This is a genomic window from Streptomyces dioscori (assembly GCF_003024195.1).
GTDB classification, from domain to species: domain Bacteria; phylum Actinomycetota; class Actinomycetes; order Streptomycetales; family Streptomycetaceae; genus Streptomyces; species Streptomyces dioscori.
The window spans coordinates 203,361-229,457 of sequence record NZ_KZ679040.1 but is presented as its reverse complement, the minus strand read 5'-3'; the positions used below and the strand labels follow the sequence as shown (position 1 = coordinate 229,457).

At 68.8% G+C, this 26,097-nt stretch carries 16 protein-coding genes and 1 pseudogene; 10 read left to right on the top strand and 7 right to left on the bottom strand.

Annotated elements, in window-relative coordinates:
• Positions 1 to 316 precede the first annotated feature (316 nt).
• From C6Y14_RS09005 to drmB, 4 genes are read left to right on the top strand one after another with little or no spacing between them, the layout of a single operon-like run.
• Positions 317 to 5,089, top strand: coding sequence for a DEAD/DEAH box helicase (locus C6Y14_RS09005; protein ID WP_107016421.1), 4,773 nt, complete (start codon positions 317 to 319; stop codon positions 5,087 to 5,089).
• Positions 5,086 to 6,993: a UvrD-helicase domain-containing protein gene (locus tag C6Y14_RS09000; RefSeq protein ID WP_199854679.1), complete on the top strand. Its 1,908-nt coding sequence runs from the start codon at positions 5,086 to 5,088 to the stop codon at positions 6,991 to 6,993. Before C6Y14_RS09005 ends, C6Y14_RS09000 begins: the two co-directional genes overlap by 4 nt.
• The gene (locus C6Y14_RS08995; protein WP_107016013.1) at positions 6,990 to 10,241 is read left to right on the top strand and encodes a helicase-related protein; all 3,252 of its coding nucleotides are present in this window, start codon (positions 6,990 to 6,992) and stop codon (positions 10,239 to 10,241) included. Before C6Y14_RS09000 ends, C6Y14_RS08995 begins: the two co-directional genes overlap by 4 nt.
• Positions 10,238 to 12,079 carry a DUF1998 domain-containing protein gene (gene drmB, locus C6Y14_RS08990; protein WP_107016012.1) on the top strand — a complete coding sequence of 614 codons (1,842 nt, stop codon included), beginning with the start codon at positions 10,238 to 10,240 and terminating at the stop codon, positions 12,077 to 12,079. Before C6Y14_RS08995 ends, drmB begins: the two co-directional genes overlap by 4 nt.
• A gap of 8 nt (positions 12,080 to 12,087) precedes the next feature.
• On the opposite strand, the gene C6Y14_RS08985 is transcribed toward drmB, so the two are convergent.
• Complete coding sequence (locus C6Y14_RS08985; RefSeq protein WP_225890977.1) at positions 12,088 to 12,735, bottom strand: ATP-binding protein; 648 nt, start codon at positions 12,733 to 12,735, stop codon at positions 12,088 to 12,090.
• Between the two features lie 226 nt (positions 12,736 to 12,961).
• Between C6Y14_RS08985 and C6Y14_RS08980 the strand changes: the two genes are divergently transcribed.
• Positions 12,962 to 13,810 carry a helix-turn-helix domain-containing protein gene (locus C6Y14_RS08980; protein WP_199854678.1) on the top strand — a complete coding sequence of 283 codons (849 nt, stop codon included), beginning with the start codon at positions 12,962 to 12,964 and terminating at the stop codon, positions 13,808 to 13,810.
• Entirely contained in the window at positions 13,807 to 14,001 is a 195-nt protein-coding gene (locus C6Y14_RS08975) for a DUF397 domain-containing protein (protein ID WP_107016011.1), read from the top strand. Before C6Y14_RS08980 ends, C6Y14_RS08975 begins: the two co-directional genes overlap by 4 nt.
• Before the next feature lie 30 nt (positions 14,002 to 14,031).
• On the opposite strand, the gene C6Y14_RS08970 is transcribed toward C6Y14_RS08975, so the two are convergent.
• The gene (locus C6Y14_RS08970; protein ID WP_107016010.1) at positions 14,032 to 15,240 is read right to left on the bottom strand and encodes a helix-turn-helix transcriptional regulator; all 1,209 of its coding nucleotides are present in this window, start codon (positions 15,238 to 15,240) and stop codon (positions 14,032 to 14,034) included.
• A gap of 198 nt (positions 15,241 to 15,438) precedes the next feature.
• Here C6Y14_RS08970 and C6Y14_RS08965 point away from each other — a divergent pair, with 198 nt between their 5' ends.
• On the top strand, positions 15,439 to 16,338 hold the full coding sequence (locus C6Y14_RS08965; protein WP_107016009.1) for a radical SAM protein: 900 nt from the start codon (positions 15,439 to 15,441) through the stop codon (positions 16,336 to 16,338).
• Positions 16,339 to 17,074: 736 nt separating this feature from the next.
• Here the strand turns inward: C6Y14_RS08965 and C6Y14_RS08955 are convergent.
• A complete protein-coding gene (locus tag C6Y14_RS08955; RefSeq protein ID WP_107016007.1) occupies positions 17,075 to 18,493 on the bottom strand; it encodes an RICIN domain-containing protein in 1,419 nt (472 codons plus the stop codon).
• Positions 18,494 to 18,685: 192 nt separating this feature from the next.
• Between C6Y14_RS08955 and C6Y14_RS08950 the strand changes: the two genes are divergently transcribed.
• A complete protein-coding gene (locus tag C6Y14_RS08950; protein ID WP_107016418.1) occupies positions 18,686 to 19,402 on the top strand; it encodes a hypothetical protein in 717 nt (238 codons plus the stop codon).
• 118 nt (positions 19,403 to 19,520) lie between these two features.
• Positions 19,521 to 20,345 carry a rhamnogalacturonan acetylesterase gene (locus tag C6Y14_RS08945; protein WP_107016006.1) on the top strand — a complete coding sequence of 275 codons (825 nt, stop codon included), beginning with the start codon at positions 19,521 to 19,523 and terminating at the stop codon, positions 20,343 to 20,345.
• 292 nt (positions 20,346 to 20,637) lie between these two features.
• On the opposite strand, the pseudogene C6Y14_RS08940 reads toward C6Y14_RS08945, so the two are convergent.
• Positions 20,638 to 21,588 (bottom strand): annotated as a pseudogene (locus C6Y14_RS08940) (GlxA family transcriptional regulator); the annotation flags it as partial.
• A 228-nt stretch (positions 21,589 to 21,816) separates the two neighbouring features.
• Between C6Y14_RS08940 and C6Y14_RS08935 the strand changes: the two are divergent.
• Entirely contained in the window at positions 21,817 to 22,302 is a 486-nt protein-coding gene (locus tag C6Y14_RS08935; protein WP_107016005.1) for a hypothetical protein, read from the top strand.
• A 3-nt stretch (positions 22,303 to 22,305) separates the two neighbouring features.
• On the opposite strand, the gene C6Y14_RS08930 is transcribed toward C6Y14_RS08935, so the two are convergent.
• The 3 genes from C6Y14_RS08930 to C6Y14_RS08920 form a co-directional block, all read right to left on the bottom strand.
• A complete protein-coding gene (locus C6Y14_RS08930; RefSeq protein ID WP_107016004.1) occupies positions 22,306 to 22,806 on the bottom strand; it encodes a hypothetical protein in 501 nt (166 codons plus the stop codon).
• Between the two features lie 120 nt (positions 22,807 to 22,926).
• Positions 22,927 to 24,393 (bottom strand): MFS transporter, encoded by a 1,467-nt coding sequence (locus C6Y14_RS08925; protein ID WP_107016003.1) that lies wholly within the window; start codon positions 24,391 to 24,393, stop codon positions 22,927 to 22,929.
• 268 nt (positions 24,394 to 24,661) lie between these two features.
• A complete protein-coding gene (locus C6Y14_RS08920) occupies positions 24,662 to 26,095 on the bottom strand; it encodes a DUF445 domain-containing protein (RefSeq protein ID WP_404828740.1) in 1,434 nt (477 codons plus the stop codon).
• Positions 26,096 to 26,097 lie beyond the last annotated feature (2 nt).

Below are 26,097 nucleotides of genomic sequence, written 5' to 3'. Positions count from 1 at the left end.
TTTCTGTCGCCACGAACAAAGGTTCCCGTGACCAGCCATTCCTCTTTCACGTTCTCGCTCCGCCCCACGGGACTCCTGCGCATGCGACGCGACGTGGAAGAAACGATTTCCTTCCTCTGAGTCACAGAGAAACAGGAACCATCGGCTCGGTCAGCACGTCCCTGTCCTCACCATCACCGCTGACCCCACGAGCAGCGGCACCACTCCCACCACGTATTTCACCGTCCAGCACCACGCCTGGCCACTTCTCCAGGTGGCCGGTTCCCGCCCTTCTTCGTGCTCGCCGTTCCCGAATGGAGTCCCGCCCGTGGCCGACATGGAAACGCCTGTGATCAAGACCGTCGTCGAACAGTCCGCCCGTGTCCTGGAGACCTATCGCGTCGACCCCGGGCTCATTCCGGAACATGCGAACGGAGAGAGACGGATCACCCAGGGCGGTTACGGTGACCGGCAACTCTTCGAGCTCGTCCAGAACGCCGCCGACGAGATCGCCGACGAGCCCGGTGGAAAGGTGCACGTCGTCCTGACGGATACGCACCTCTACTGCGCGAACCAGGGAACTCCGGTCACCCCCGAGGGTGCCGAGACCATTCTGCGGATGAGTATGTCCCGAAAGAGGGGCGGTCAGATCGGACGCTTCGGCGTCGGCGTGAAATCCGTGCTCGTCGTGTCGGACGCGCCGGAGTTCTTCAGTCGTACGGGGTGCTTCGGGTTCGACCGTGACTGGGCGTACGAGCAGATCAGAGGCGTGCCCGGGGTCGAGCGTCTCGGCGAGGACTTCGAGGCGCCGGTGCTGCGTATGGCCCGACCGCTGGACGGGGCGGCCGAGCGGGGCAAGGACCGGACGCTCGACGAACTGATGCGGTGGGCGACCACGGTGGTCCGCCTGCCTCTGCTCCCGAAGGCCGACGAGAAGTTGGCCTACGACATGCACGCCGTTCCCTCTTCCCGCAAGGAAGGGAACGGCGTCAACCCGGTGCGGGACAGCTTCCCGGCCGGTTTCCAGCTCTTCTCCCCTCATGTGGGTGAAGTGGCCCTTGAGGACCGACGTCTTCGTCCGGTGGTCCGGCGGGTGCTCAACACGGAGCAGGACGGCCACACCCGCATCGTCCACGAGCAGCGGACCGGAAGCCCCGCCGTGGCCCACCGGTGGAATGTCTTCACGCACACGCACCACCCCACGGAGCGCGCCCGTCTCAGCGCCGGCGAGATGCACGACCGGATCGCGATCGACGTCTCCTGGGCGGTCCAGGCGTACACCAGGGACGAGGCGACCGGCCTGCTGACGTCCCCCCGGGGACGCGGCAAGTTCTGGTCGTTCTTCCCCACGAAGTACGACATCACCTTGAGCGGATACCTGAACGGGGCCTGGAAGACCAACGAGGACCGGCAGAACCTGCTGGACTCGTCCCCGTTCAACGAGGAGTTGATCCAGGTCGGGGCACGCCTCGTCGTCGATTCACTGCCGCAGCTCGCGCCCGCCGAGGACCCCGCCGCCTACCTTCCGCTGCTGCCCGGGCGTGCCCGTGAGTCGGAGACCGTCAGTTGGGCCGACCGTTACCTGACCCGGCACATCTGGGCGGCGACGGCGCAGCGCCCCTCCCTTCCGGACCAGGACGGTGTCCTGCAGACCCCTCGTGACCTGAGCTTCCCTCCGGACCTGGGCAAGGCCACCCCCAAGGACCAGGTGCGGTGGCTGGCGATGTGGAACGCCTACGCCGGCCGTCCCACGAAGTGGCTGCACCCCTCGTCCGAGGCCGACAACCTCCGCGCGGGCAAGGTCAAGCACATCCTGGAAGCCGCCGAACTGAACCGTTCCACCGTGAAGGAGTGGTTGGAGGCACTCGTCTCGGACGGAACTCCGGCAGCCTCCGCCGCCGCGATCCGGATCGTCGCCGACATGATCGGGGTGACGTCCCCGTACGCCGTCGAAGCCCGCAAGGCGCGCGTCATCCTCACCGAGGAACACGGTCTCGTCGCGCCGGTCGCGGGCAAGGTCTTCCGGCGGTCGGTCCAGGACGGGCTGAAGGACGATCTGGTGTACGTCCACGCCGAACTGTCCGACGACGACTCCCTGTCGATGGCCCTGAACTCCATCGGAATCCAGGAGGCGGACGCGCGCGGTCGCTTCGTCGGCGTCCTGGACCAGGGATTCGACAACTACGCACCCCAGGACTGGAACCACTTCTGGGAGCTGTTCCACAGCGCGGGAGGCAGTCACGTCTCCAACGAGGTCCGCTCCCGGGTGGCGACGCCGCTCACCACGCTCCACGTCCGGGTGGCCGACGGTACGTACCGTCCGATGCGGAGCACGATGCTCCCCGGTCCGGTGGTGACCGCTGAATCCGACCCGTCCCTCACGGTCGACATGCGCTTCCACTCGGACGACGCCGGCTTCTTCCGCGAGGTCGGCCTGCGCGACCGACCGACGGGCGGCTACCGGCCGGAGGGCGAGGACTGGTACGAGCGGGCATACCGCGAGTGGGCCTACGAGCTCTCCCTGGGGCAGTTGGACAATCGTGCTGCCCGGCCGCAGCTCAACCGTATGAAGCTCGAAGGCGCCGCTGTGGGCGGTCCCCTTCACCTGCTTCCGCTGATGTCGGACGAGGCGAGGGCCGCGTTCGTGGCGACGTTGTCCGACGACTCGGTGATCGACCGTTGGACGCGCCAGTTCGGCGCCCAGGTCAACACACGTCAGCCCGTCGCCTCACCCCTGCGCTGGATGCTGCGTCGCCACGGCCGGGTGAGCACCTCCCAGGGCCTCAAGCCGCTCACCGATGCCGTCGGCCCGCAGCTCGACGCCTACCGCGACCTGCTGCCGGTCGCCGCGATCAGCCCCGAGAAGGCCCGCAAGCTGGGGCTTCCCGTCAACCTCGACAAGGTGCCGGACAAGCACTGGGACCAGCTCCTGGAGCAGTTGAAGGAGAGTGAGGACGACGCCTTCGTCGGCAACATGTACGTGATGCTGACCCGTCTGGAGGTCGCCTTCCCCGAGGACTCCCTCACCCGGTGTCGCGTCGGCACGAAATGGAGCACCCGCGAGGACGGCGAGATCGCCGTGGCCGCCACGCCGGCCGAGTACAAAGCACTGCGAGCCGAGCAGGTACCCGCCCTGCTCACCGCCTCCCCCGGAGACGCGGCACTGCTCGTCAAGCAGTGGGGCATGCTGCCGTACGCGGACGTCATCAGCAAGGAGACCCGGCACGTGGCCGCCGGTGAGCCGATCCCGCTGCGCGATGCCTACCCCACGCTCCGACAGAGGGTGGGCAAGGCCGCCAACGAGTACTCCCTGCTGCATTGCTCCGAGCTGGAAGAGGTCCTGCGTACCCCCAACGGTATGAAGGCCACCCCGTTGAGGAGTGCGCTGGACGGCACGACCGTCCTGGTGCTGGAGCCCGTCACCGATCTGGAGGCGCTCGTCGCGGTGGACAGCGAACTGCGCCTGAATCTCCGTGAGGCGGGTTGCCGTCAGGTGCTCGACGCACAGGAGCAGCAGGAGCAGAACCGTAAGGTCCAGGAGACGCTGAAGGCGGTGCGCGGGGCCGAGAGCGTGGTGACCAAGCTGGAACTGCTCATCGGTGCCGACGCCCTGCGCTCCGGGCTGCCCGCCGGGCTGCTGGACAGCGAGAAGGCCGCTCTCGGTGGGTCGGAGCCCTCCGGCTCCCGCATCGCGCAGTTGGCGTTCAACGCCCATGGCGACGGCATACTTCAAGTTCACGTCCGGGATCTCCAGGCCAACTATCCGGCCAACGCCCCGTCGTCGTTCTCCGGCAGCTCCCGAGCGGTTTCCTTCGTCTCCGACCTCGACTTCCCCGACTCCTTCGCCGGCGTCAGGGCCCCTTCCCTGGAGCCTCGGATCGAGGTGTCCGGTCCCACCCAGTTCCCCCGCCTCCACGACTACCAGGAGCGGCTGGCGACCAACGTGTTCGCCTTGCTGGACCGTATCGCCCCACAGCGCGGCATGCTGTCCCTGCCCACCGGCGCGGGCAAGACGCGCGTGACGGCGGAAGCGGTGATCCGTTGGGTCAAGCAGGTGGAGAAGTTGGACGGCCCGATCCTGTGGATCGCCCAGAGCGAGGAGCTGTGCGAACAGGCGGTGCAGAGCTGGAAGTTCGTGTGGGAGAAGGTCGGCGCGGAGACACCGCTCGTGATCAGCAGGCTCTGGACCACGAACGAGGCGGGACCGGTCACCGACAGGCCGCACCTCGTGGTGGCGACGGACGCCAAGCTGCGGGTCTGCCTCGACACCGACGCCTACGCCTGGCTGCGCCGAGCCGCGCTCGTCATCGTCGACGAGGCCCACATGGCCATCGCCCCGCAGTACACCGAGATCCTGTCCCACCTGGGTCTCACCGCGTCCCGCACCGACCGGCACCTGCTCGGTCTGACGGCCACCCCGTTCCGCAACACCAACGTCGAGGAGACCGAGCGTCTCGTCCGGCGGTTCGGCAGCACGCGACTGGACGAGGGAGTCTTCACGACAGGTGATCCGTATGCGGAACTCCAGGAACTCGGCATGCTGGCCCGCGTCGAGCACCGGGAACTCACCGGCGGCACCATCGAGCTCACCCCGGACGAGCAACAGCGCGCCGAGCAGTTGAGCATCCTGTCCAAGGCGGCCGAGCAGCGGCTCGCGGAGGACCACGACCGCAACGACCGGATCATCGCCGAGATCAGGACCATGCCGGACGACTGGCCGGTTCTCGTCTTCGCGACCTCCGTCAGCCATGCGAAGTTCCTGGCGGCCAAGCTCAACGACCAGGGCATCGGCGCGGCAGCCGTGGACTCGGCCACGCCCACCTCCGACCGCCGCCGCCGGATCGACGCGTTCCGCAGCGGGCGCACCCGGGTGCTCACCAACTACGGCGTCCTCACCCAGGGCTTCGACGCCCCGGCGACGCGAGCCGTCGTCGTCGCCCGCCCCACCTACAGCCCCAACGTGTACCAGCAGATGATCGGGCGCGGTCTGCGCGGCCCCCGCAACGGCGGCAAGGACACCTGCCTGATCCTCAACGTCCGCGACAACATCACCAACTACGGCAAGGCCCTGGCCTTCACTCAGTTCGAGCACCTCTGGAGCAAGAAGTGATCGACGCCTACGCCGACAGCCCGGCGCTCACCGGCGAGCAGCGGGCCGTCGTCGACCGGCCCTGGGACGCACGCGTCCTGGTGACGGCCGGCGCCGGGTCGGGCAAGACCCACACCCTGGTCCGGCGTCTCGACGCCCTGGTCGGTCACGAGGAGGAAGCGCTGGAAGCCGGGGAGATCCTCGTGCTCAGCTTCTCCCGGGCTGCCGTGCGCGAGTTGCGTCATCGCATCGCCACGCACGGGCAGCGGGCCCGGCGGGTGCGCGTCCAGACCTTCGACTCCTGGGCGTACGCCCTGCTGGCCCAGGCGTACCCGGACGAGGAGTGGGGGCGCCGCACCTTCGACGAACGGATCAGGGAGGCGACGCGGGCCATCGAGAAGGGAGCGGTCGAGGCCGGCGAGACGGGAGGGCCCTCCCATGTGGTGATCGACGAGGTGCAGGACCTCGTCGGCGACCGCCGGAACATGGTCGAGACCCTGCTCGACCAGTTCCAGGACTCGTGCGGGTTCACCGTCGTCGGGGACTCAGCGCAGTCGATCTACGGCTTCCAGATCGACGACCCGGACGCCCGGGCCGCCGAGGTCGACCACTTCCTGACCTGGCTTCGCAATTCCTACCCCGACGATCTGGTCGAACTGCACCTGACCGAGAACTTCCGCGCCGAGACGCCCGACGCGCGGACCGCCCTGCCGCTGGGTCCCGAGATCCAGCGGCTCGGCCCGGACAGCGCGGACAAGGAGGGCGAACATCTCTACCGGGAGTTGTGCGGCCGGCTTTCGGTCCTCCCCGACCTGGGCTTCCTCGACGACCCGTCGACCCTGGCGGCCTTGCAGGTCTATCCCGACACCTGCGCGATCCTCGCCCGGGACAACCGCCAGGCCCTGACGGTGTCCGAACTGCTCGCCTCCCACGGCATCGACCACAGCCTGAAGCGGTCGTTGCGTGACCGTCCCGTGCCCTACTGGGTGGCCGAGCTGCTCCGTCGCGCCGGTGCGCCCACCCTGGCCGAGGCGCGCTTCCTAGAGCTCGTCGCCGACATCCCGCTGCCGGACGGCACCGACCCCGCCCAGGTCTGGCGTTCCCTGCGCGGTGTGGCGCGGGGGCCGCGCGGGTTCCTGGAGCTGGACGGAGTGCGTCGAGCGGTGGCCGACGGCCGGTTCCCCGACGAGCTCGCGTCTCCGGAGTCGTCCCGGCTCGTCGTCTCGACCGTCCACCGGGCCAAGGGGCTGGAGTACGACCGGGTGATCCTGCTGACCCCGCCCGCCCTGGCCGAGCTGCGCAAGCAGCACACCGTGGTGGACCCGGCCGCGGAGACACGCGCGCTGTACGTCGCGATGACCCGGCCCCGTGCGGACCTCTGCCACGTACGCCCGCCGAACACCGCGCAGATCCGCAGGGAACGTCGTACGGACCGCTTCTACAAGGGCGGGTGGAAGGCGCACCAGCGGTACGGCGTCGCCGCGGCCGACCGGGACGTGTCCTGGGAGGAGCCGCCGGGCTCGGACCTGACGGACACCTCTGCCCTGTCAGTGCAGAAATATCTGCTCGACCACGTACGCCCCGGGGACGAGATCACCCTGCGGCTGCGCCACGAGATGCAGATGGGCACGGACCAGAGCCCGCCCTACGGGCTACACCACCGCGACTGCGAGATCGGCGAGGTCTCGGAGAGCTTCCGCAAGGATTTGTACGCGGTGGAGAAGATCTCCCGCAACTGGGAGGTGAGCTGGCCCGTCGAGATCACCGGTCTGCGTGTCAGCTGCGTGGAAACGGTCGCGGGCAGCGCCGCCGCGGGCATCCGAGCCGGGCTCGGCGACCACGGGGTGTGGATGGTCCCCCGACTCGACGGACTCGGTAGTTACCGGCGCGCCCCGGGCGCTCACAAGGGAGACGAGAAGGCATGACCGACAGCACGACCGGACGCCACGATGCCCACTACCGGGCCCGTGAGGACCTCGTCGAAAGACTGCGTCGTGACCTGCTCGGTCCGGCCGACGACGCCGTCGGTGAGGACCGCGAGGAGGTCCTCACCCAGGACGCACCGATCACCGTCTACCCCATCGGTGTGCTCTATCCAAAGCCCGCCGACACGACTGCGCGCCAAGAGGTGGAGGAGGACGAGGCCGAGCAGGACGGCCTCGACGCCGCTCCCGTCCTGAGCCACGACAACGCGGACGAGTCTGCCCCTGCGGTCGAGCTGCCGTCGGCCGGGGACCGCAGGCCCTCCAGCATGGGCCTGACGTTCGCCGTCGATCCGACGGCGACGGACACGATCGTGGTGAAGGCTCGGGCCGCCATGTACGACCCGGTCGACTCCGAGGGCCGCAAGGTGGCACCCAAGCGGGCCGAGTCGAGAACCACCGTGGCCCAACGTGAACACTGGCGGCGTCGGGTGCTCGACCTGCCGGAGGTGTCGGTCGACGTCACCAACTCCGGCCGATTGACACCGAGGCCGGAACTGGCCGACGGCGTCGAACTCGACGTCCTGGTCCGCAAACCGAGCGCCACCGGGACCGTCACCGTCACCGTCACGCTGATCAACCGCAACAAGGTGGGCGAGCGTGAGCTCCAGGACGCCTACGCCCTCTTCCAGCCTCGGCTGACAGTCACCGCCGCCAACGGGTCCTCCGCCTTCGTCGAGCGCCCCGCAGTCCTCCGCGCGGTCGACGAGGAGCTGGAGACCAGCCGGCTCCTGCACCGGCACGCCCCGACGTTCGCCGTCGGGCACGGCTGCTCGGCCGCCTGGGACTGGACACCGCCACAGGTCGGGGTCACCGACATAGAACGGGCCGCGATCGCCGAGGTCCGTACCGAGTTCCTGCCCACGCACGAGGTCCTGCTGACCGACTCCAACCCGGAGATCGACGACTCCGCGCTCCGTATGCACGACCTCGCCACCCGCCCGGACGTCGACGTGCTGTCCGCCCTCGAAGGGTTGGCGAACGGTTACGAGCAGTGGATCGTCCGGAAGGACGCGGAAGCCTCCCAACTGTCCGGCACCCCGTACGAGGGAACCGCTCACGAGCAGATCCGCGCATGCCGCGAGGCGCTGTGTCGTGTCCGCCGAGGCATCGAGCTCCTGCGATCCGAACCCGACGTCATGTACGCCTTCCGTCTTGCCAACCAGGCCATGGCGCAGCAGCGGGCACGCACCGACTGGGTGAGAGGCGGTCGAAAGGGCGAACCCGACGTCACGTCGGGCCGCTGGCGGCCCTTCCAGATCGCTTTCGTCCTGTTGTGCCTGACCGGCATCGAGGACGCGGACCACGAGGACCGCCGGATCTCCGACCTTCTCTGGTTCCCGACCGGTGGTGGCAAGACCGAGGCGTATCTGGGTCTGATCGCCTTCACCACCTTCCTGCGTCGCATCCGCGGCAAGGAGCGTGGTGGCGGCGTCACCGTCCTCATGCGCTACACGCTGCGGCTGCTCACCCTTCAGCAGTTCGAACGCGCCACGATCCTCATCTGCGCCATGGAACTGATGCGTCGTCAGGATCCGGCGACGCTGGGGTCCGAGCAGATCTCGATCGGCATGTGGGTCGGAAGGTCCGCCACGCCCAACAAGCTGAAGGTCGCGGCCGGGAAGCTCGACGAGCTGCGCGCCGGTAAGACCCTGCAGAAGGAGAATCCGGCCCAGCTCCACTACTGCCCGTGGTGCGGGACCGCCATGGACGCCGACGACTACGAGGTGGACGAGGACGCCCGGCGCATGTACGTGCGCTGCCCCGGCGACGGCTGCGACTTCACCTCCGGTCTACCCGTGCATCTCGTGGACGACGCGGTGTACGACGCCCGGCCGACACTCGTCATCGCCACCGTCGACAAGTTCGCTTCGATGCCGTGGCGCGAGCGGACCGCCGCGCTCTTCAACCGTGACCGCTCCGACGGCACGCCGCCTCCCGAGCTGATCGTGCAGGACGAACTGCATCTCATCTCCGGTCCGCTCGGCACTCTCACGGGTCTGTACGAGACCGCCGTCGACGCCCTCGCAGACCAGCCGAAGGTGATCGCCTCCACGGCGACGATCCGTCGGGCCGGGGAACAGGGCAAGGCTCTGTTCGACCGTGAGGTGCGGCAGTTCCCGCCCGCGGGTCTCGACTCGCGGGACTCGTGGTTCGCCGTCGAGACGCCGCGCGAGAAGAAGGCCAGCCGGCGCTACGTCGGACTCCTTGCCCCCGGCACCAGTCAGTCGACCTTGCTGATCCGTACCTACGCCACTCTCCTGCACCAGGCGATGCGCACCGACACCACCGACGAGGTGCGCGACGCCTACTGGACCCTGGTCGGTTACTTCAACAGCTTGCGTCTGCTGTCCGCGGCCGAACTCCAGGTGCACGACGACGTGGTGTCGTACCTGGATCTCCTGGCCGAGCGGGACGGACTCGAAGCTCCGCGCGGCACGGACGGGTACGCGGAATTGACCAGCCGCATCGACGCCAGCGCGATCCCGGCCCGGCTCAAACAGATCGAGCGGCGCTATCCCGACCCGGACGTCGTGGACGTCCTGCTGGCCACGAACATGATTTCGGTCGGCGTGGACGTGGACCGGCTCGGCCTGATGGCCGTCATGGGCCAGCCGCAGACCACCGCCGAGTACATCCAGGCCACCAGCCGGGTCGGGCGTTCCCACCCCGGTCTGGTCGCCGTCATGCTCAACTCGACGCGCTCCCGCGACCGGTCCCACTACGAGAACTTCCTGCACTTCCACTCGGCCCTGTACCGCGAGGTGGAGTCGACGTCCGTGACCCCGTTCTCCTCCCGGGCGCGTGCCCGTGGTCTGCACGCGGTCGTGGTGGCGCTGGCCCGCATCCTGATCCCCGCCGCGCGGCCGAACGACGGCGCGGGCCGTATCGCCGACTACATCGACACCCTTCGTCACGAGATCAAGCCGATCCTCATGGCTCGCGTGCAGGGAGTCGACGAGGAGGAGTACGACGCGACCTCCGACGCCTACGACGAGTTCGTGGACTCGTGGGAGAAGGACGCCGAGTTCTTCGGCGGCCTCCTGTACGAGCCCGTACGCGGAAACAGGACACCGTCCCTCCTCAAGGCGTACGACGACGAGTCGGAGGACGCCGAGGCCTGGCCGACCCTGTGGAGTCTGCGCGACGTCGACGCCGAGTCCGCCCTGTTCATGGAGGCTTCCCGATGACCCCGCCCCCCGCCCGCCGACGCGGCGCCCCCCGACGTAGCCTCCCCCGACGTGGGACCGTGCGCCGGGCTCAGATGATCACCACGTACGGTGTCGGTTCGCTGATCGCGGTCGACAACGAGTCGTTCGTCGTGGCCGGCCTCGACGGGGCCCACGAGGCCTGGAGCCTGGAAGAGGCGCCGATCATCCATGAGCACAGGTTGGCGCGCATCCTCGGAGTCCAGCACTTCCGGCTGCCCCCCGCTTCGGACGACGACAGCAAGGACGGCATCCGGGTACGCCGCTTCCCGCTCTGGCACTCCTGTCCCCGCTGCGACGCACTCCAGCACGTGCGGGGCTTCAACCCGCCGCCCGGCAAGAACATCTGCACCGACTGCGAGGAGGACCTCGTTCCCTCCCGCTTCGTGGTGGCGTGCGAGCACGGGCACCTCGACGACTTCCCCTACTGGAAGTGGGTGCATCGGGGCAACCGGGCGGACGGCGCGTCCGGTCACTGCGGCGGCGAGCTGCGTCTGCGTACCTCCGGTCGTACCGCCTCGCTCCGCTCCATCCGCATCTCGTGTACGTGCGGCGTGCCCGAGGCATCGATGGAGGGCGCGTTCCGGCGCTCCGCGCTCGCCGACCTCAAGGTCCCTTGCTCAGGTAAGCGTCCGTGGTTGAAGGACGCGCCCGCGGAGTCATGTGCCCAGCCGCCGCGCACGCTCCAGCGTGGTTCTTCGGTCGTCTGGGCTCCGGTCCTCAAGTCGGCACTGTCGATCCCACCCTGGAGCGACGGCCTCGCCGATCGCCTTTCGGGACGGTGGGACACCGTGCGCGAGTACGCCTCCGATCCTTCGAAGCTGGCGATCTACCTCCAGGGAGCGTTCCCGAACGAGGAGATCTCCACCGACGCCGTTCTCGCCCTGATCGAGGCGGAGGACCAGGAGGATCCCGATCCCGACGGGTCTTCCGCCGGGCAGAACCACCGCTACCTCGCCCTGCGCAGGCAGGAGTACGAACGTCTCTGCGCCGGGAACGCCGAGGCCGACAACGACCGACGCCAGCAGTTCGTGTGCGAGCCGCCGTCCGGCGACAGCGCCCCTCTCCTCCCCACCGGCCTGATGACCCCGATGCTCGTCAAGCGCCTGCGTGAGGTCCGCGCGCTCAAGGCCTTCTCCCGCGTCACCGCCCCCGACTCGAACGTCGAGGTGCACGAGGCGGCGCTGTCCCTGCGGCCCACCACCTGGCTGCCCGCCATGGAGGTCCACGGTGAGGGCGTTTTCCTGCGCCTGGACGACGATCGCTTGGAGAGGTGGGCCGCCTGCACCGCGGTGGCCGCCCGGGTCGACCGCATCCGCGCCAATCACGAACGGCTGTTGCGGGAGCGGGCCTCCGACCCCGCGCAGGTCCCCGATTCGCCCGCAGAGCCCCGCATGGTGCTGCTGCACACCTTGGCCCACGCGCTGATCAACGAGTGGAGCCTGGACGCCGGCTATCCGGCCGCCTCCCTGCGCGAGCGCCTGTACGCGGACGAGACGATGGCCGGTCTGCTGATATACACGGCCACCAGCGACTCGGCGGGCAGCCTCGGTGGTGTCGTCGCCCAGGGGGAGCCGACACGGCTGGCGCAGGCACTGCGCTCTGCCGTGCACCGCGCGCAGTGGTGCTCCGCCGATCCCCTGTGCATCGAGTCCGAGGCCACCGGCACAGGCAGCACCAACCTCGCCGCCTGCCACGCCTGCGTGATGCTCCCGGAGACGAGCTGCGAGCACAACAACTGTCTGCTCGACCGCGCCCTGCTGGTAGGCACTCCGGAGGACCCGACCATCGGGTTCTTCGCGGACCTTCTGACCGGTTGAGCAACGCCTCACCGGATGCCCCGTGAATTCGTCTCGGCCTCGAAGTGGGTCTGTGCCCGATCCAGAGCTTCGTTCGGGTCGCAGTCGTGCGCCCGGAGCCAGTGGAGGAGGTCGGCGATCACGTCGATCGCCGCCTCCTCCGCGACGGCCACGCTCAGCAGGGTGCCCTCCGAGCCCACGGTACGAGGCAGCCCGGCTGCCCGGTAGAAGCCGAGCATCGCCTCAGCGCGCGTGACGCGCGTCCCGCCGCTGTGCCCGCGCGGCGAGAGGTTGGCGGTGGCCAGCTCGCACCACGTCACTTTCCTGTCGGCGAGGAGTTGGACGCCCCACCGATCGGTCACAGCGGTGATGAGGTCCATGCCCCGTCCCGACTCGGAGTCGACGCCTTCGTTGCGGAGGGTGGGCAGCGCACGGGTGTCAGGGTCATGGACCTCGATGCGCAGACCGGTTCCCTCCTTGCCCACGATCAATGTGGCGGGGGTGCCCGGACCGACGTGGGTGACCACGTTGGAGACGAGTTCGCTGACACAGAGCTGGGCCGTGTCGACGAGTTCGTCCAGACCCCACTGTCCCAGGTGGACCCGTAGGGCGGAACGTAGAGCTGCTACTTCCTCGGCCTCCGCCAGGAACTGCAGCTTCCACCGGCCAGGTGACACACAGGCTTCCCGAATCACGAAGGTCCCTCTCGTCGTATGCCGACTCCCCCGACTCCACATGGACAGCGGAGCGTCACGAGCGTTCACAGGGAGTTGCTTCACTGGAAGAGTGGCGCGATCGCATCCCGAAATGCAATGTGCACGGCGGGATTCCCACTTCTGAGTGATTGGCAAGCGCGCCCCTTGGCACGAGACTGATCGCCAGTTACTGCGAAGGGTGTTGGAGATGGCAGGTTCACCGACGGCGCGTCGTCGTCGCCTCTCGATCGAGTTGAAGAAACTGCGCGAGGCCAACGCCCTCACCTGCGCACAGGTCGGTGCGGCGCTGGACTGGAGTGGCTCCAAGGTCAATCGGATGGAAACGGGAAGCGGCAGGGTCCAACCGTCCGACATCGATGCGCTGTGCCGCTACTACGAGACCGGCGACGAGCTGAGGGAGTTCCTGAAGTCTCTGGCGCGGCAGGCCAAAACACGCGGGTGGTGGCAGGAGCACGGGTCGGGGGTGCCGCAGTGGTTCTCGATCTACATCGGCCTGGAGCAGGAGGCCTCCACATTTCGCCAGTATCAGTGCGAGTTGCTGCCCGGGCTCATGCAGACTCCGGCGTACGCGGGCGAACTCCACACGACCGGGGCCCATCTGCCGGCCCAGGACATCGAACGGGCTGTGCGTGTGCGCATGGAACGTCAGACCATGCTGAGGAGGCCGGAAGCCCCGGACGCCTGGTTCGTCGTGAACGAGGGGTCCCTTCGCAATGTCATCGGGGATCGGCCCCTGATGCGAGAGCAACTCGAACGTCTCGTGGAGTGCTCGGAGCTTCCGAGCGTCACTCTGCAGATCCTGCCCTTCGACTCAGGCACCTACCCGGCCACCGGATCGTTCACCATGCTCGGCTTCCCCGACCAGGAGGACCCGGACATCGTGTACCGGGACGGCATCACCGATGCCGTCTACCTCGAAGGGGAGCATCATGTGCGGGAGTACACCAGGGCTTTCGACGGCTTGCGAGCCGCCGCTCTGAGCCCTCAGCGGTCCGTCCAGCTCATCAAGTCCGTTCTTAAGGAATACGCAGGATGAAGATTGCGCGGCCGGTCTCCGACGCTCCCTCGTCGTGGTTCAAGTCCTCCCACAGCAACGGCGCGGGCGGTGAGTGCGTCGAGTGCGCCCATGGTGTCGGCGGGGTTCTCCTGCGCGACTCGAAGGATGCCGACGGGCCCGTACTCACCGTTCGTGTGCATGCTTGGCGTGCCTTCATACGGGCGCTGTAGGACCATTCCCGCAGACAGAGCGTGGCTGCTTCAGTGCTCCGCGAGCAGAGCGGCGACTTCTGGCACGCCCGTATAGTCCTGCAACCGATCGAAAATGACGCGCATTCGTTCCGCCACTCTCTCCGACGAGGTCTCGGATCCCAGAGAAATGACCCGTTCCGCGACGGCTGCCGCCTCTTCCGGTTCGTTGGCGTCAGCCAGGGCGACCACGAGCCAGGACAGGTACAGGGCCATTTCCCTGGCATGTGTCGCGTCATAGCCACCAAGGACTTCCCGGAGCAACGGCACAGCGCGCAGCGGCCGGTGAAGTTCCGTGTAGACGCGCGATTCCATGACCTTGAGTTCCCCGGCGTCCACCCAGTAGAGGTAGGCGGGTGACTCGATCCCCTCGCTGTCCTCGCTGAGTGCTTGTCCGGCTTCCCCCAACGCGCGCATGGCCTGCTGTCCGCCGGTCGCGCCCCCGGCTTTCGTGTACGCCCATGCCACCCTGTCCAGGTACAGCGCACGGGCCTTCGGGGGCGCTTCGCTGCCGGCGTCATGCAGGGCGATTTGAGCCAGCGTCAACCCTTCGGCCTCCCGTCCGGTATTACTCATCTGGTAGGCCAGTGAGCCGGCGAGATTCCCCGCGAGGGTGTGGTCTTCCGCCTGCCGTGCGGCGCTGATTCCCAGCCGGTAGATTCGCTCCGCCTCCTCGTGCTGGCCGGCGTCGCTGGCGATCCATCCTGCGATCTGCGCCAACTCGCCGATTTGACTGAGCAGTTGCTGCCCAACTTCGCTGGTGTGTGAGCTTTCCCGGTACAGCTTCACCGCGCGCCGTACGTCTCTGAGCGCGGGCCGGATCAGGTCTCCACCCGCAAGCACGTCGTCAGCGAGTCGGAGCCCGTGAACCCGCTGCTGTAATTCGCTCACGGTACCCATACCGACGCGTCGCCCCGTGCGGCATTCCAAAGGGCTCAGCGGGTCCCCTTCGGGCAGGAATTCAGTCAGGGTCGGCAGAGGCGGGTCAACCGTCTTCTGCGCGGTTACGAGGGCATCCACGGTCACACCCAGCGCAGTGGCCAGGAACGGCAACCATTCGCGAGGCGTGCGCTTGCCCGTCTCCCAACGGCTGACCTCTTGGCGTCCGACTGGTTCCCCGGATACTCGCGCCGCCTGACAGACCTCACGCGCCAGCCGTGACTGACTCCACCCTCGCTGTTCACGCAGGTGTCGGATGTTGGCCCCAACGCAGCTGCCCATGTGCCGATTCTGGCCGACAGCCGGCCAACACGGGGCCGCTAGTCACGGATGGGTTTCGGGATCGACGCTTGTTCCGCGGAGGCGAACCGACAAGACGTCGCAACTCACCGGGGCGGCGGCCTTCGCGCTGCGGGCCCGGGACGGGAGGCCCCGGCAACTGCGTCCCCGAATCGTGAAAACCCCGAATGGAGTCCTGTAATGAGCGCTGCCCGAAACGCACTCAAGTTCGTGTGGCTGGAGGTCACCGGGCTGTGCAATGAGTTCTGCGACCACTGCTATGCGGACTCCTCACCCAAGGGGACTCACGGCACTCTGACCGTTCAGGACTGGCTTCGCGTCATCGACCAGCTCGCGGACATGGGGACGCTGGACATTCAGTTCATCGGTGGTGAACCGACCCTGTATCCGCACCTTCCGGCGTTGATCCGGCACTCTCACGGTTCCGGACTGTCCGTCGAAGTGTTCTCCAACATGACGCACATCCGTGACGAGCTGTGGGAGACGTTCAAAGAATGCGGGGTCAAGCTGGCGACTTCGTATTACTCCGACACAGCGGAGGAGCACGACTCGGTGACCCGGCTCAGGGGTTCTCACAGGAGGACGCGGGCGAATGTCGAAAGGGCACTGGGCCTCGACATCCCGCTTCGTGGCGGCGTCGTGGTGGTCCGGGAGGGCCAACGCGTCCGTGAAGCGGCAAGGGACCTTGCGGTGCTCGGCGTGGGAATGGTGGGCGGAGACAAGAGCCGGGCATTCGGGCGGGCGAGCAAAGGGGCTGCCCCGACGATCAGCGATCTGTGCGGGCACTGCGCTCACGAGAAATGCGCCATCGGTCCGAACGGTGACGTATGGCCCTGCGTCCTGGGTCGATTCCTGACCATCGGAAACGTGCTGAGCGCTCCCCTCGCTGAGATTTGGGGCGGGGGACAGATGAAGAAGGTCTGCGCAGACATCACAGCCGTGCATGGAGAAGGCGCACAGTCCTGTACTCCGCCTCAGTTCCTGCCGATGTGCGGTCCTTGTGGTCCGTGCGTACCCTCCGTCGGGCACTGTGACCCCAGGGGAGCAGACGGCGCCGTTACGCTCGGCGTACCGGCTTGATCCGCTGCGATGGTGAGGAGCGCGCATGGACGATCACGGTGACGACTTCGGGGCGTGGGGTGCGGAGGGCGTCAACAGCGCCGTGCAGCGGACCGATGATGAGTGGGCCGCGGTCGCGCGTTACGTCCGGCATGCGGCGAACAAGTTGGGGCCCTCGCTGCCGTTGTGTCTTCCCGGTGAGCCGCAAGAATGTGGGCGGACCGCTCAGCAGCATGTGTTGGCCTGGTCCGCGCATCTCAAGGCCGTCGCCCACCACCTCATGGAGTTGTCCACTCCCAGTGAGGCCAGAGGGGCCTTCGCCGCTGGGCCGCTGTATCAGCGGCGATTGGCTGGGGTGAGGGAGCAGAGTGCGGCTGCGGCTGCGGCTGCCAATTGCTGACCCCCACGCCGCTGGGTGGTGCGGAGGTCGGGGTGGTCCGGGTGGGTGCTGGTAAGGCCTACTGACGAAGTGCTGGTCGGGCCGCACGCTTCCTGGCAGTGTCGTGCCTCCGCGCGCCGTGTAAAGGGCGGCCTGCGGCCGTCGCCTGCGGCGATTGCGCTGCGCTTCACCCTTGACCCGGCCCGCTCCGGCACGGGTCAGAAGCGAGCGTGCGGCCCGGAAGAGCGGGGGCCCGCTGGGTGGGATACGGGCGGGTTGGTCGGGTTGTGGGGCGGGGATTGCGGGCGCGGGCGCGTCTCGCCTGCACGCCGGGTTCGGTTGGCGGCTTTCGGAGCGTGGGGGGCGCTGTGAAAAGCCCTAGTCGTTCGCGGGGCTGATGATCTGCCACTCCTGGTCGTCCGTGTTGGTGCACGTGAAGAGTAGGAGGCGTACCTCGTCCGTGCTGTCGCGGTTTCCGCCCACCTCCAGGCACATGTGGTTGCTGGCGAAGTTGCGGATCCAGTAGGCGCCGCTGTCCTGCTTGTCGACCCACCAGAGTTGGTTGTCGTCCGTCGTGCCTACGCAGTCTGCCTCGGAGATCGCCGCGTGGATGGGCTGGGGGCCGACGCCCGGCAGGTCCATGCAGAACTGGTCCTTGACGTTGCGGATCTGGAAGAGGGCCGTGCCGCCGGGGGCGAGCTTCGGGTAGCGCACCTCAAGGTCCCAGAGCTGGTTGTCGTCGGCGCTCTCGTCGCACGTGAACTGCTGTACCCGGCCGTCCTTCTTGCCCTTGCCCTTGCCCGGGATGTCGGCGCATCGCTTGGTGGCGGTGTTCCGCAGGAGGATGTCGGTCGCGGGTACGACCGGCTTCGGCTTCGGTTTCGGGTTCCCCCCGCCTCCGCCGGCGCCACCGCCGCTGTCGCCGGACGCCGCCGGAGCGGCGGGCTCGGAGGCCACCGGCTCGACCGACGGGGCCTTCGGCGCCTCGGGGGTCGGCGAGGGGGAGGGAGCGAGCGTGCTGACGCCGGCCTCCTGGAGCTTCTCCGTGGCGGTGCTGCGGACGTTGGGCTTGTAGGCGATCCACAGCATCACGAAGGTGATCGCGAGCGCCATGAAGATGCCGAGGAAGGTCGCGAGCCAGCGCGGCAGGAAGCTCTTCTGGATGTACGTGCCTTCGACGTCCAAGGGCCCTACGCCGGACCGCTGCACGGCGAGTGTGTAGGGGCGGGACTCCTTGGATCCGAACCAACTGATCTGGCGCGGCTTGAGCGTCGTCTTCACGAACGCCGCACGCCCCGGCTCGATCTGTACGTTCGCCGGGTGGATGTCGTACGACAGTTGGTCGCCGTTGTCGCTGCCGCTGACGGAAGCAGTCAGCTTCGTGTTGCCCAGGTTGTCCACGGCCAGCTTGGGGCGGCCCCGGAAGCGGCCCTTCACGGTCGGCGGGACCAGCTCCGCGCGCACCTCCGTGAAGGGGGTGATCGTCAAGTTGCCCTCGGGGACCGTCGTCGCCTCGGGGTGCTCGGTCGGCGTGATGCGTATCGCGTACGGATTCGGGCCCGCCGTCGCATCGGGTGTGCGCGGCGGCGCGAACGTCAGGTCCACCGAACCCGTCGTACCCGGATACAGCCGCAGCGTCTGCGGTTCGACAGCCGTCCACGGCGCCAGAGCCCCGACCGCCTCGAAACGGTATTCGTCGACGACGTCACCCGTGTTGCGAAGACGAAGTCGCACCGTCGTGCTGCCACCCGGGTCCACGGTCGCGGAGGCGGGTTCGAGGGAAGTCCAAAGGCTCACTCTCGGACGCTATACGTATCGCCGGTGCCTGATCAGGAAGCTCCGGGGCAGGGACGATGCCCGAAGGGGCAGGGACCCGCTGCCCACGGTCCCCCCGCGGATCCGGCCCCTTTCCCCTGCGTTTCCTACCGGTACCCATGCCCGGAGGGGTGGTGTCGGGTCCGCTCGGGGATGATCTGTCCCATGGGGCACATGGGGCATGAGAAAGGGCGCGGGGCGGACATGGACGACGCCCTGGCGTGGGACGAGCGGCTGGCCTGGGCGTACGGACTGATCTCGAAGAATCCTGCCGAGCGGGCCGTCGCACTCGATCACTTGGCCTCCGCGCAGGAAGCGGCGGCGGAGGCCGTGGCGCGCTTCAACACGACGTTGATGTCGCTGCAGGAACAGGGAGTGGAGGAGCCGTACGAGGTGCCGGCTCTTCGGTCGGCCTGGGAGGAGCGGCTGCGGGCCGGGGCCCGTTCGCTGCCCGACGGTGTGTGGAACAGCCTGGATCACGAGGACATCGTGGACTGGCCGGGGCTGCCGTACGCCCTGCTCTTCCTGGAGTGGGAGGCCCGGTATCCGGACGAGTGGACCCTCGCCGCCAAGGAGTGGGGGACCAAGGAGAAGCTCATCCGGGAACTCGCCGTGGACTCCGTCGGGCGGGATCCGGTGGCCCGGACCAAGCTGATCGACCTGGTGGAGATCGTCGTACGGCGGGCCTATCGCTGCAAGGACCGCGAGTACGTGCGCGTGGCCCGTATCGTCGACGGGCCTCCGCTGCGCGTACGGCTGGAGGCGGCGCGGCGCTCGGAGAATCCCTGGGCGCAGTTGCACGCCGGGTACGTGCTGTGGCTTCTCGACCGGCCCGAGGTGCCCAACAGCGGTCTCGTCTGGCGTACCTGGCTGGCGGACGCACAGCAGTGAGCGATGCCCGGCAATGAGCGACGCCCAGCAGTGAGCAGCGGCGAGCGGCGGCAACCTTTCCCTCCGCTGCTGCCACCCCTCTCTGGCAATCCTTCAACTCCTCCAAGGGGACGGTCAGATGAGCCGCAACAGCAACAGCAGCCGGGTGAGCAGTCGCAGACGGTTCCTGGGCGGTGCCGCGGGTGCGGCCGGCGCCGGGGCCCTCGGGGTACTGGGGCTGCCCGGGACCGCGCAGGCGGCCGCGGCGGCGACCGGCACCCTCTACATCGCCAGTGACTCCACCGCGCAGACCTACAGCTCCGGCTACTACCCGCAGGCCGGCTGGGGCCAGAAGCTGTCCTCGTATCTCACCTCGAACATCACCGTCGCCAACCGGGCCATCGGCGGGCGCAGTTCGCGTTCCTTCATCGAGCAGGGGCGGCTGGCCGCGATCCATCAGGTGATCAAGGCCGGTGACTACCTCTTCGTGCAGTTCGGGCACAACGACGCCACCGTGGGCAACGCCGAGCGGTACACCTCCCCCGCCGACTACAAGGAGTACCTGCGCAACGACTACATCCGGGGCACCCGGGCGCGGGGCGCGACACCGGTCGTCGTCACGCCCGTCTCGCGGCGTTCCTACAACGCGACCACCGGGAAGTTCAACGTCTCCTTCCCGGCGTACGTGGATGCCGCGAAGGCGGTCGCGCAGGAGGAGGGCGCTCCGCTGGTCGACCTCTCGGCGGCCAGCCGCGCCTACCTCGACGGGGTCGGCGTCGAGGCCTCCAAGGGGATCTTCCTGTGGCTGAACGCCGGGCAGTACCCGAACTTCCCGAACGGAGTGCAGGACAACACCCACTTCCAGGAGCGCGGCGCCGTGGAGATGGCCCGCCTCGTCGCCCGCGCGGTGGCGGGGCTGGGGCTGCCACTCTCGGGAGAGGTGCTGCCGGGCCTCGCCCGCTAGGGCGGGTGGGCGGACCGACGGGGCGGCGGACCGGCGCCACTCACCCCGGCTCGGCCCGCGGCCCGCGGCCCTCGGTTCAGCCCCGCCGGACCCCGCTCAGCCCAGCGAGATCTGCGTCCGCCGGCCGGGCAGGATCGGAGTCCGCCGGCCAGGCAGGACCGGAGCCCGTCGGCCGGGTGGGACCGGAGCCCGCCGGCCGGCCGAGACCTGTGTCCGCCCCCGACCTGGCGAGGCCGGTGTCCGTCGGCCGGCCGAAGTCGGTGTCGGCCCGCCGGACGGAGTCGGTGTCCGTGCCCTCCGGCGCTCCCCGGAACGCCCTCCGGTACGCCTGCGGGCTCAACCCCACCACCCTCTTGAACCGGTCCCGGAAGGCGGTCGGCGAGCCGAACCCCGCCTGCACCGCGATTCGTTCGACAGGGTGGGAGGTGTTCTCCAGGAGATGCTGGGCCCTGCGCACCCGCGCCCGGTGCAGCCACTGCAGCGGGGTCGTACCGGTCTGCTCGCGGAAACGGCGGTTGAGCGTACGGGCGCTGGTGCCCGCCCGGGTGGCGATGTCGTCCAACGTCAGATCGCGGCCGGCGTTCTCCTCCAGCCAGTTCAGCAGGGGTTCCATCGTCGTGCCCGCCGGAACCGGGGGCTGGGTGTGGACGATGAACTGGGCCTGCCCGCCCTCCCGTTCGAGCGGCATGACGGACATCCGGGCCGCGTGGGCGGCGACGGCCGAGCCGTAGTCCTTGCGGATCATGTGCAGGCACATGTCCATCGCCGCGGCGGCGCCCGCCGAGGTGAGGAACTGGCCGTTGTCGACGTAGAGGACGTTCGGGTCGACCGCCACCTCCGGGTGCATGACCGCCAGGTCGGCCGCGGCGATCCAGTGCGTGGTCGCCCGCTGCCCGTCGAGCAGCCCGGTGGCGGCGAAGATGAACGCGCCGACGCAGATCGAGGCGATACGCGTACCGTTCGCCGCCGCCGCGCGCAGGGCCTCGGCCACCTCGGGCGGCAGCGGGGAGGTCGGGTCCGTGGTGCCGGGCACGATGATCGTGTCCGCTTCGGCCAGCGCCTCCAGGCCGTACGGCGCCCGCAGGGTGAACGCCCCCGCGCTCACCTCCTCGGCCGGCGAGCAGACCTTGATGCGGTAGGGCGCGCGGCCGTCGGGCAGCCGGGCCCAGTTGAAGGTGTCGATCGGCGCGGAGAGATCGAACGGGATGACCTGGTCGAGCGCCAGTACGGCCACGGTGTGCATGGCAAAAGCATAGGCAGGCAACGGGTTACGGCCAAGCGGGGGTCAGCGCGCCCTGAACCCCTGGGGCCTGAAGCGTGGAGGGCTCTTCCTCAAGCATGCAGGGCTCTGCCTGAAGCATGCAGGCTCTGCTTGAAGCGTGCGGGGCTCTGCCACTGCTGGCGAGAATCCGTTGAAGGCTGGCGATACCGCCACTTCCCGAGGATCCGGTACGCCGCCTACCGTCCCCTCGTGACCAAGTTCCTCCTCGTCCTCCACGTCCTCGTCGCGATCGTCGCCGTCGGTCCCGTGACCGTCGCGGCCAGCATGTTCCCGCCCAGCGCCCGGCGGGCCCTCGCCGGACCGGACGACCCACGGGCCACGGAGACCGTGCGCCTGCTGCACCGGATCTGCCGGGTGTACGCGGGTCTGGGCATCGCCGTCCCCGTACTCGGCATGGCCACGGCTCTCAGCATGGGCGTGCTCTACGACACCTGGCTGATCGTCTCGATGGTCCTGACCGGGATCGCGGCGGCCGTCCTGCTGGCGCTGGTACTGCCCCGCCAGGAGGAGATCATCGAAGCGGTGGAGGCGGGCACGGCCACCACATCGGTCGAGGTCGCCGTGAACCCCCGCGTCACCGTTCGGCTCGCCATGTTCACCGGCATCTTCAACCTGCTGTGGGCGACCGTCACGATCCTCATGATCGTGCGGCCCGGGTCCACGACGGGCGCCTGACGCTCACACCCGCTGACGGGCGAACACCAACCCGTCCAGCGACTCCTCCGCGTCCGCCCTGAGCCGCCGGCCCACGGACGTCGCGACGAGCACGCCCGCGGCGATGACGAGTGTGGAGGACGCCCAGATCAGCTGCCAGGGCCAGCCCGGCACCTCGGCCGGCTCGGGAGTTCCGGGCGTCCCGGGCGTCTCCGGGTGCGTGTGGAACGAGAGGTACATGAGCGCGGCCGGGGGCACCGCCACCAGCAACAGGGGCCAGGCGAGCGCGTCGCGGTGGCCGAAGTAGACGGCCAGCAGGAGCAGCAGCACGGCCAGGGCCGTCACTCCGACGACGGTCACCGGCGTCGCCTCCGTGGGCGAACCGGGTGACGCCGGGTGGTCGCGCAGATCCCGGGGGAGGCAGAGGAGGTACGCCGCCGAGGACAGGGCGGCACCCAGCAGGCGGGTCGGCCAGCGTTCCGTCCAGGGGCGCTTCGACAGCGGGCCCAGCAGCTTCTCGGTCATGGGAACAAAGGTCCCCCTGCCGTACACAGGGCCGACAGAGTACGCGTACTCAGTTCCCGCCGGTTCCTCTGAGCGCCATTCCTCAGCCTCCCCCCTCCCCCCGGCAACCTCCCCCGGCGGCTAGGAGGCCTTCGCCGTCGACAGGGGGCTGGCGATGTCCTCCAGGGAGCGGCCCTCCGCCTTCACCGCGAGCACCGCCGCGACGAGGCCCGCCGCGCACATCAGGCCTGCGCCGATCTGGAAGGCGAGGACCGTGTCGCCGACGACGCCCGTACTGGTCAGCTCCGAGAAGATCAGCGGGCCGCTGATACCGCCCGCCGCGGTGCCGACGGCGTAGAAGAAGGCGATGGCCATCGCGCGGGTCTCCATCGGGAAGATCTCGGAGACCGTCAGATACGCGCTGCTCGCGCCCGCGGAGGCGAAGAACAGGACCACGCACCAGCAGGCGGTCAGGGTCGTCGCGGTCAGTGAGCCCTGGTCGAAGAGCCAGGCCGTGCCGAAGAGCAGGATTCCGGAGAGCAGATACGTGGACGAGATCATGATCCGGCGGCCCACGGTGTCGAAGAACTTGCCGAGGAGCAGCGGGCCGAGGAAGTTGCCGACCGCGATGACGGCGAAGTAGTAACCGGTGCTGCCGGTCGGCACGTCGAAGAACTTGGTGAGGATCGCGCCGAAGCCGAAGGTGATGGCGTTGTAGAGGAACGCCTGCCCGATGAAGAGGGAGAGGCCGAGGACGGCACGCTTGCGGTACGTCGTGAAGACCGTACGGGCGATCATGCCGAAGCCGATGCTCTTGCGCTGGTGGATGGTGATCTCACCGGCGGGTGGTGGCAGTTCGCGCCCCGTCTCCTCCTTGATCTGCCGCTCGGCCTCGGTGACCAGGCGTTCCGCCTCCTCCCCCTTGCCGTGGATGAACAGCCATCGCGGGCTCTCGGGGACGTTGCGGCGTACGAGGAGGATCACCAGGCCGAGGACGACACCGAGGACGAAGGTGAGCCGCCAGCCGACGTTCATCGCGAACAGGTCCGTGTTCAGCGCGACGATCGACAGGAGAGAACCCGCGATCGCGCCCAGCCAGAAACTGCCGTTGATGATCAGGTCGACCCGGCCGCGGTACTTCGAGGGGATCAGTTCGTCGATCGCCGAGTTGATGGCCGCGTACTCGCCGCCGATACCGAAGCCGGTGAGGAAGCGGAAGAGGAGGAACCACCAGGTGGAGAAGGAGAGCGCCGTCATGGCGGTGGCCGCGAGATAGACGGCCAGGGTCACCATGAACAGCTTGCGGCGGCCGAACTTGTCCGTCAGCCGGCCGAAGAACAGGGCGCCCGCGCAGGCTCCGGCCACGTACAGGGCGGCGGCGATGCCGGTGACCTGCGCGGCCGAGATGGGCAGTCCGCTGCCCTCCTCGGAGAGCCGGCCGGCGATGTTGCCGACGACGGTGACTTCCAGACCGTCCAGGATCCAGACCGTGCCTAGGCCGATGACGATGGTCCAGTGCCAGCGCGACCAGGGCAGCCGGTCGAGTCGGGCGGGCACGGCGGTGGTGACGGCTCCGGTCTCCGCGGACCCGGCATCGGTGACGGCCATGGCACCCCTCCTTGCGGCTCGGGAACATCTCCCCGAGTTCCCCGATCCGCCGAGCTCTCACCTGGCCGGTGGGGGGCGCTCTGCGGGTTGTGCGTTGCCTGCGGGCCGGTGGGGGTTGCTCGCGCAGTTCCCCGCGCCCCTAAGAGGGGCTGCGCCCCATCAGGGGCGCGGGGAACTGCGCAGTCTTTTGCCTTTAGGGGCGCGGGGAACTGCGCGGCCAGCCACAGCGCGCCCGCGGATGAACGCACAACCCGCGGAAGCAAAAGGGCTACGCCCCCAGCGCCTTGGACACCGCATAGATCAGGAGGCCCGCCAGCGAGCCGACAACCGTTCCGTTGATCCGGATGAACTGCAGATCCCGCCCGATGTGCGCCTCGATCTTCCGAGACGTATGCTCCGCGTCCCACCCGGCGACGGTCTCGGTGATGAGCGACGTGATCTCGTCCCGGTACGTCGTGACGACATACACCGCCGCTCCCTCGACCCACCCGTCCACCTTGCCCTGCAAGCGCGCGTCGGTCGCCATCCGCGTCCCGAGCGACAGCAGCGACGCCCGCACCCGCAGGCGCAGCTCACTGCGCTCGTCCTCCGCCGCGGACACGATCATCTGCCGTACGGAGGACCAGGCGGACGCGATCAGGTCCTGGACCTCGCCCCGGCCGAGGACCTCGCGCTTCAGGTTCTCCACCCGCGCCCGCGTGTCCGTGTCGGACTGCAGGTCGGAGGCGAAGTCGGTGAGGAACCGGTCGAGGGCACCACGCGCCGGATGCTCCGGCATGTCACGCATCTCGGTGACGAACCGCAGCAGTTCCTTGTAGACGCGCTCCCCGACCCGCTTGTCGACGAACCGCGGGGTCCAGCCGGGGGCGCCGCCCTGTACGGCGTCCATCACCTGGTCGTTGTGGAGGACGAGCCAGTCGTGGGCGCGTACGCAGATCAGGTCGACGACCCGCCGGTGCCCGCCGTCCGCGACGACCTTCTCCAGTGTCTTCCCTATGCCGGGGGCGATCTCCTGGGCGTCGGCCCGCCGGTTGATGGCCTCGCCGACGACGGCCTGCACGTCCGAGTCGCGGAGTACCGCGAGGGCTCCCCTGAGGGCGGTGGCCAGCTCGTCGGTCACCCGGTCGGCGTGCTCGGGCAGGGCCAGCCAGGTGCCGAGCCGGCTGCCGATGCCGACGGCGCGCAGCCGCTGCCGTACGACGTCCTGCGAGAGGAAGTTCTCGCCGACGAACTCGCCCAGCGACACGCCGAGCTGGTCCTTCTTGGTCGGGATGATCGCGGTGTGCGGGATGGGCAGGCCCATCGGCCGCCGGAACAGTGCGGTGACGGCGAACCAGTCCGCGAGCGCGCCCACCATGCCGGCCTCGGCGGCGGCGGCCACGTAACCCGTCCAGGCGCCCGCGCCGGAGTTCCCGGCCCACTTGGCGAGTACGTAGACGACGGCGACGAACAGCAGCAGTCCCGTCGCCATGAGTTTCATGCGCCGGACCCCGCGGAACTTCTCCTCGTCGGCAGGGCTGAACGAGTTCATCGCCCGGTTCGGCGCGGCGCGGCCGGGCCCGGCGGCTCCCGTGTCCGCCGTGGCCCCTGCCACGGCCCCGATGGCGCTCCTGAGGTTCGTGGGGTTCGCCACACCGCCGGCGCGGGAAGGCTGCCCTTCCGGGCCCGATTCCCCTGTTTCGTCCTCTTTCGTTCGTTCCATCC

Excerpts from the sequence above, each read along its gene's own strand:
- C6Y14_RS09005 (WP_107016421.1), top strand. The coding sequence starts at position 317 with ATGGAAACGCCTGTGATCAAGACCGTCGTCGAACAGTCCGCCCGTGTC.
- C6Y14_RS08995 (WP_107016013.1), top strand. The coding sequence starts at position 6,990 with ATGACCGACAGCACGACCGGACGCCACGATGCCCACTACCGGGCCCGT.
- drmB (WP_107016012.1), top strand. The coding sequence starts at position 10,238 with ATGACCCCGCCCCCCGCCCGCCGACGCGGCGCCCCCCGACGTAGCCTC.
- C6Y14_RS08980 (WP_199854678.1), top strand. The coding sequence starts at position 12,962 with ATGGCAGGTTCACCGACGGCGCGTCGTCGTCGCCTCTCGATCGAGTTG.
- C6Y14_RS08975 (WP_107016011.1), top strand. The coding sequence starts at position 13,807 with ATGAAGATTGCGCGGCCGGTCTCCGACGCTCCCTCGTCGTGGTTCAAG.
- C6Y14_RS08970 (WP_107016010.1), bottom strand. The coding sequence starts at position 15,240 with ATGGGCAGCTGCGTTGGGGCCAACATCCGACACCTGCGTGAACAGCGA.
- C6Y14_RS08965 (WP_107016009.1), top strand. The coding sequence starts at position 15,439 with ATGAGCGCTGCCCGAAACGCACTCAAGTTCGTGTGGCTGGAGGTCACC.
- C6Y14_RS08950 (WP_107016418.1), top strand. The coding sequence starts at position 18,686 with ATGGGGCATGAGAAAGGGCGCGGGGCGGACATGGACGACGCCCTGGCG.
- C6Y14_RS08945 (WP_107016006.1), top strand. The coding sequence starts at position 19,521 with ATGAGCCGCAACAGCAACAGCAGCCGGGTGAGCAGTCGCAGACGGTTC.
- C6Y14_RS08930 (WP_107016004.1), bottom strand. The coding sequence starts at position 22,806 with ATGACCGAGAAGCTGCTGGGCCCGCTGTCGAAGCGCCCCTGGACGGAA.
- C6Y14_RS08925 (WP_107016003.1), bottom strand. The coding sequence starts at position 24,393 with ATGGCCGTCACCGATGCCGGGTCCGCGGAGACCGGAGCCGTCACCACC.
- C6Y14_RS08920 (WP_404828740.1), bottom strand. The coding sequence starts at position 26,095 with ATGGAACGAACGAAAGAGGACGAAACAGGGGAATCGGGCCCGGAAGGG.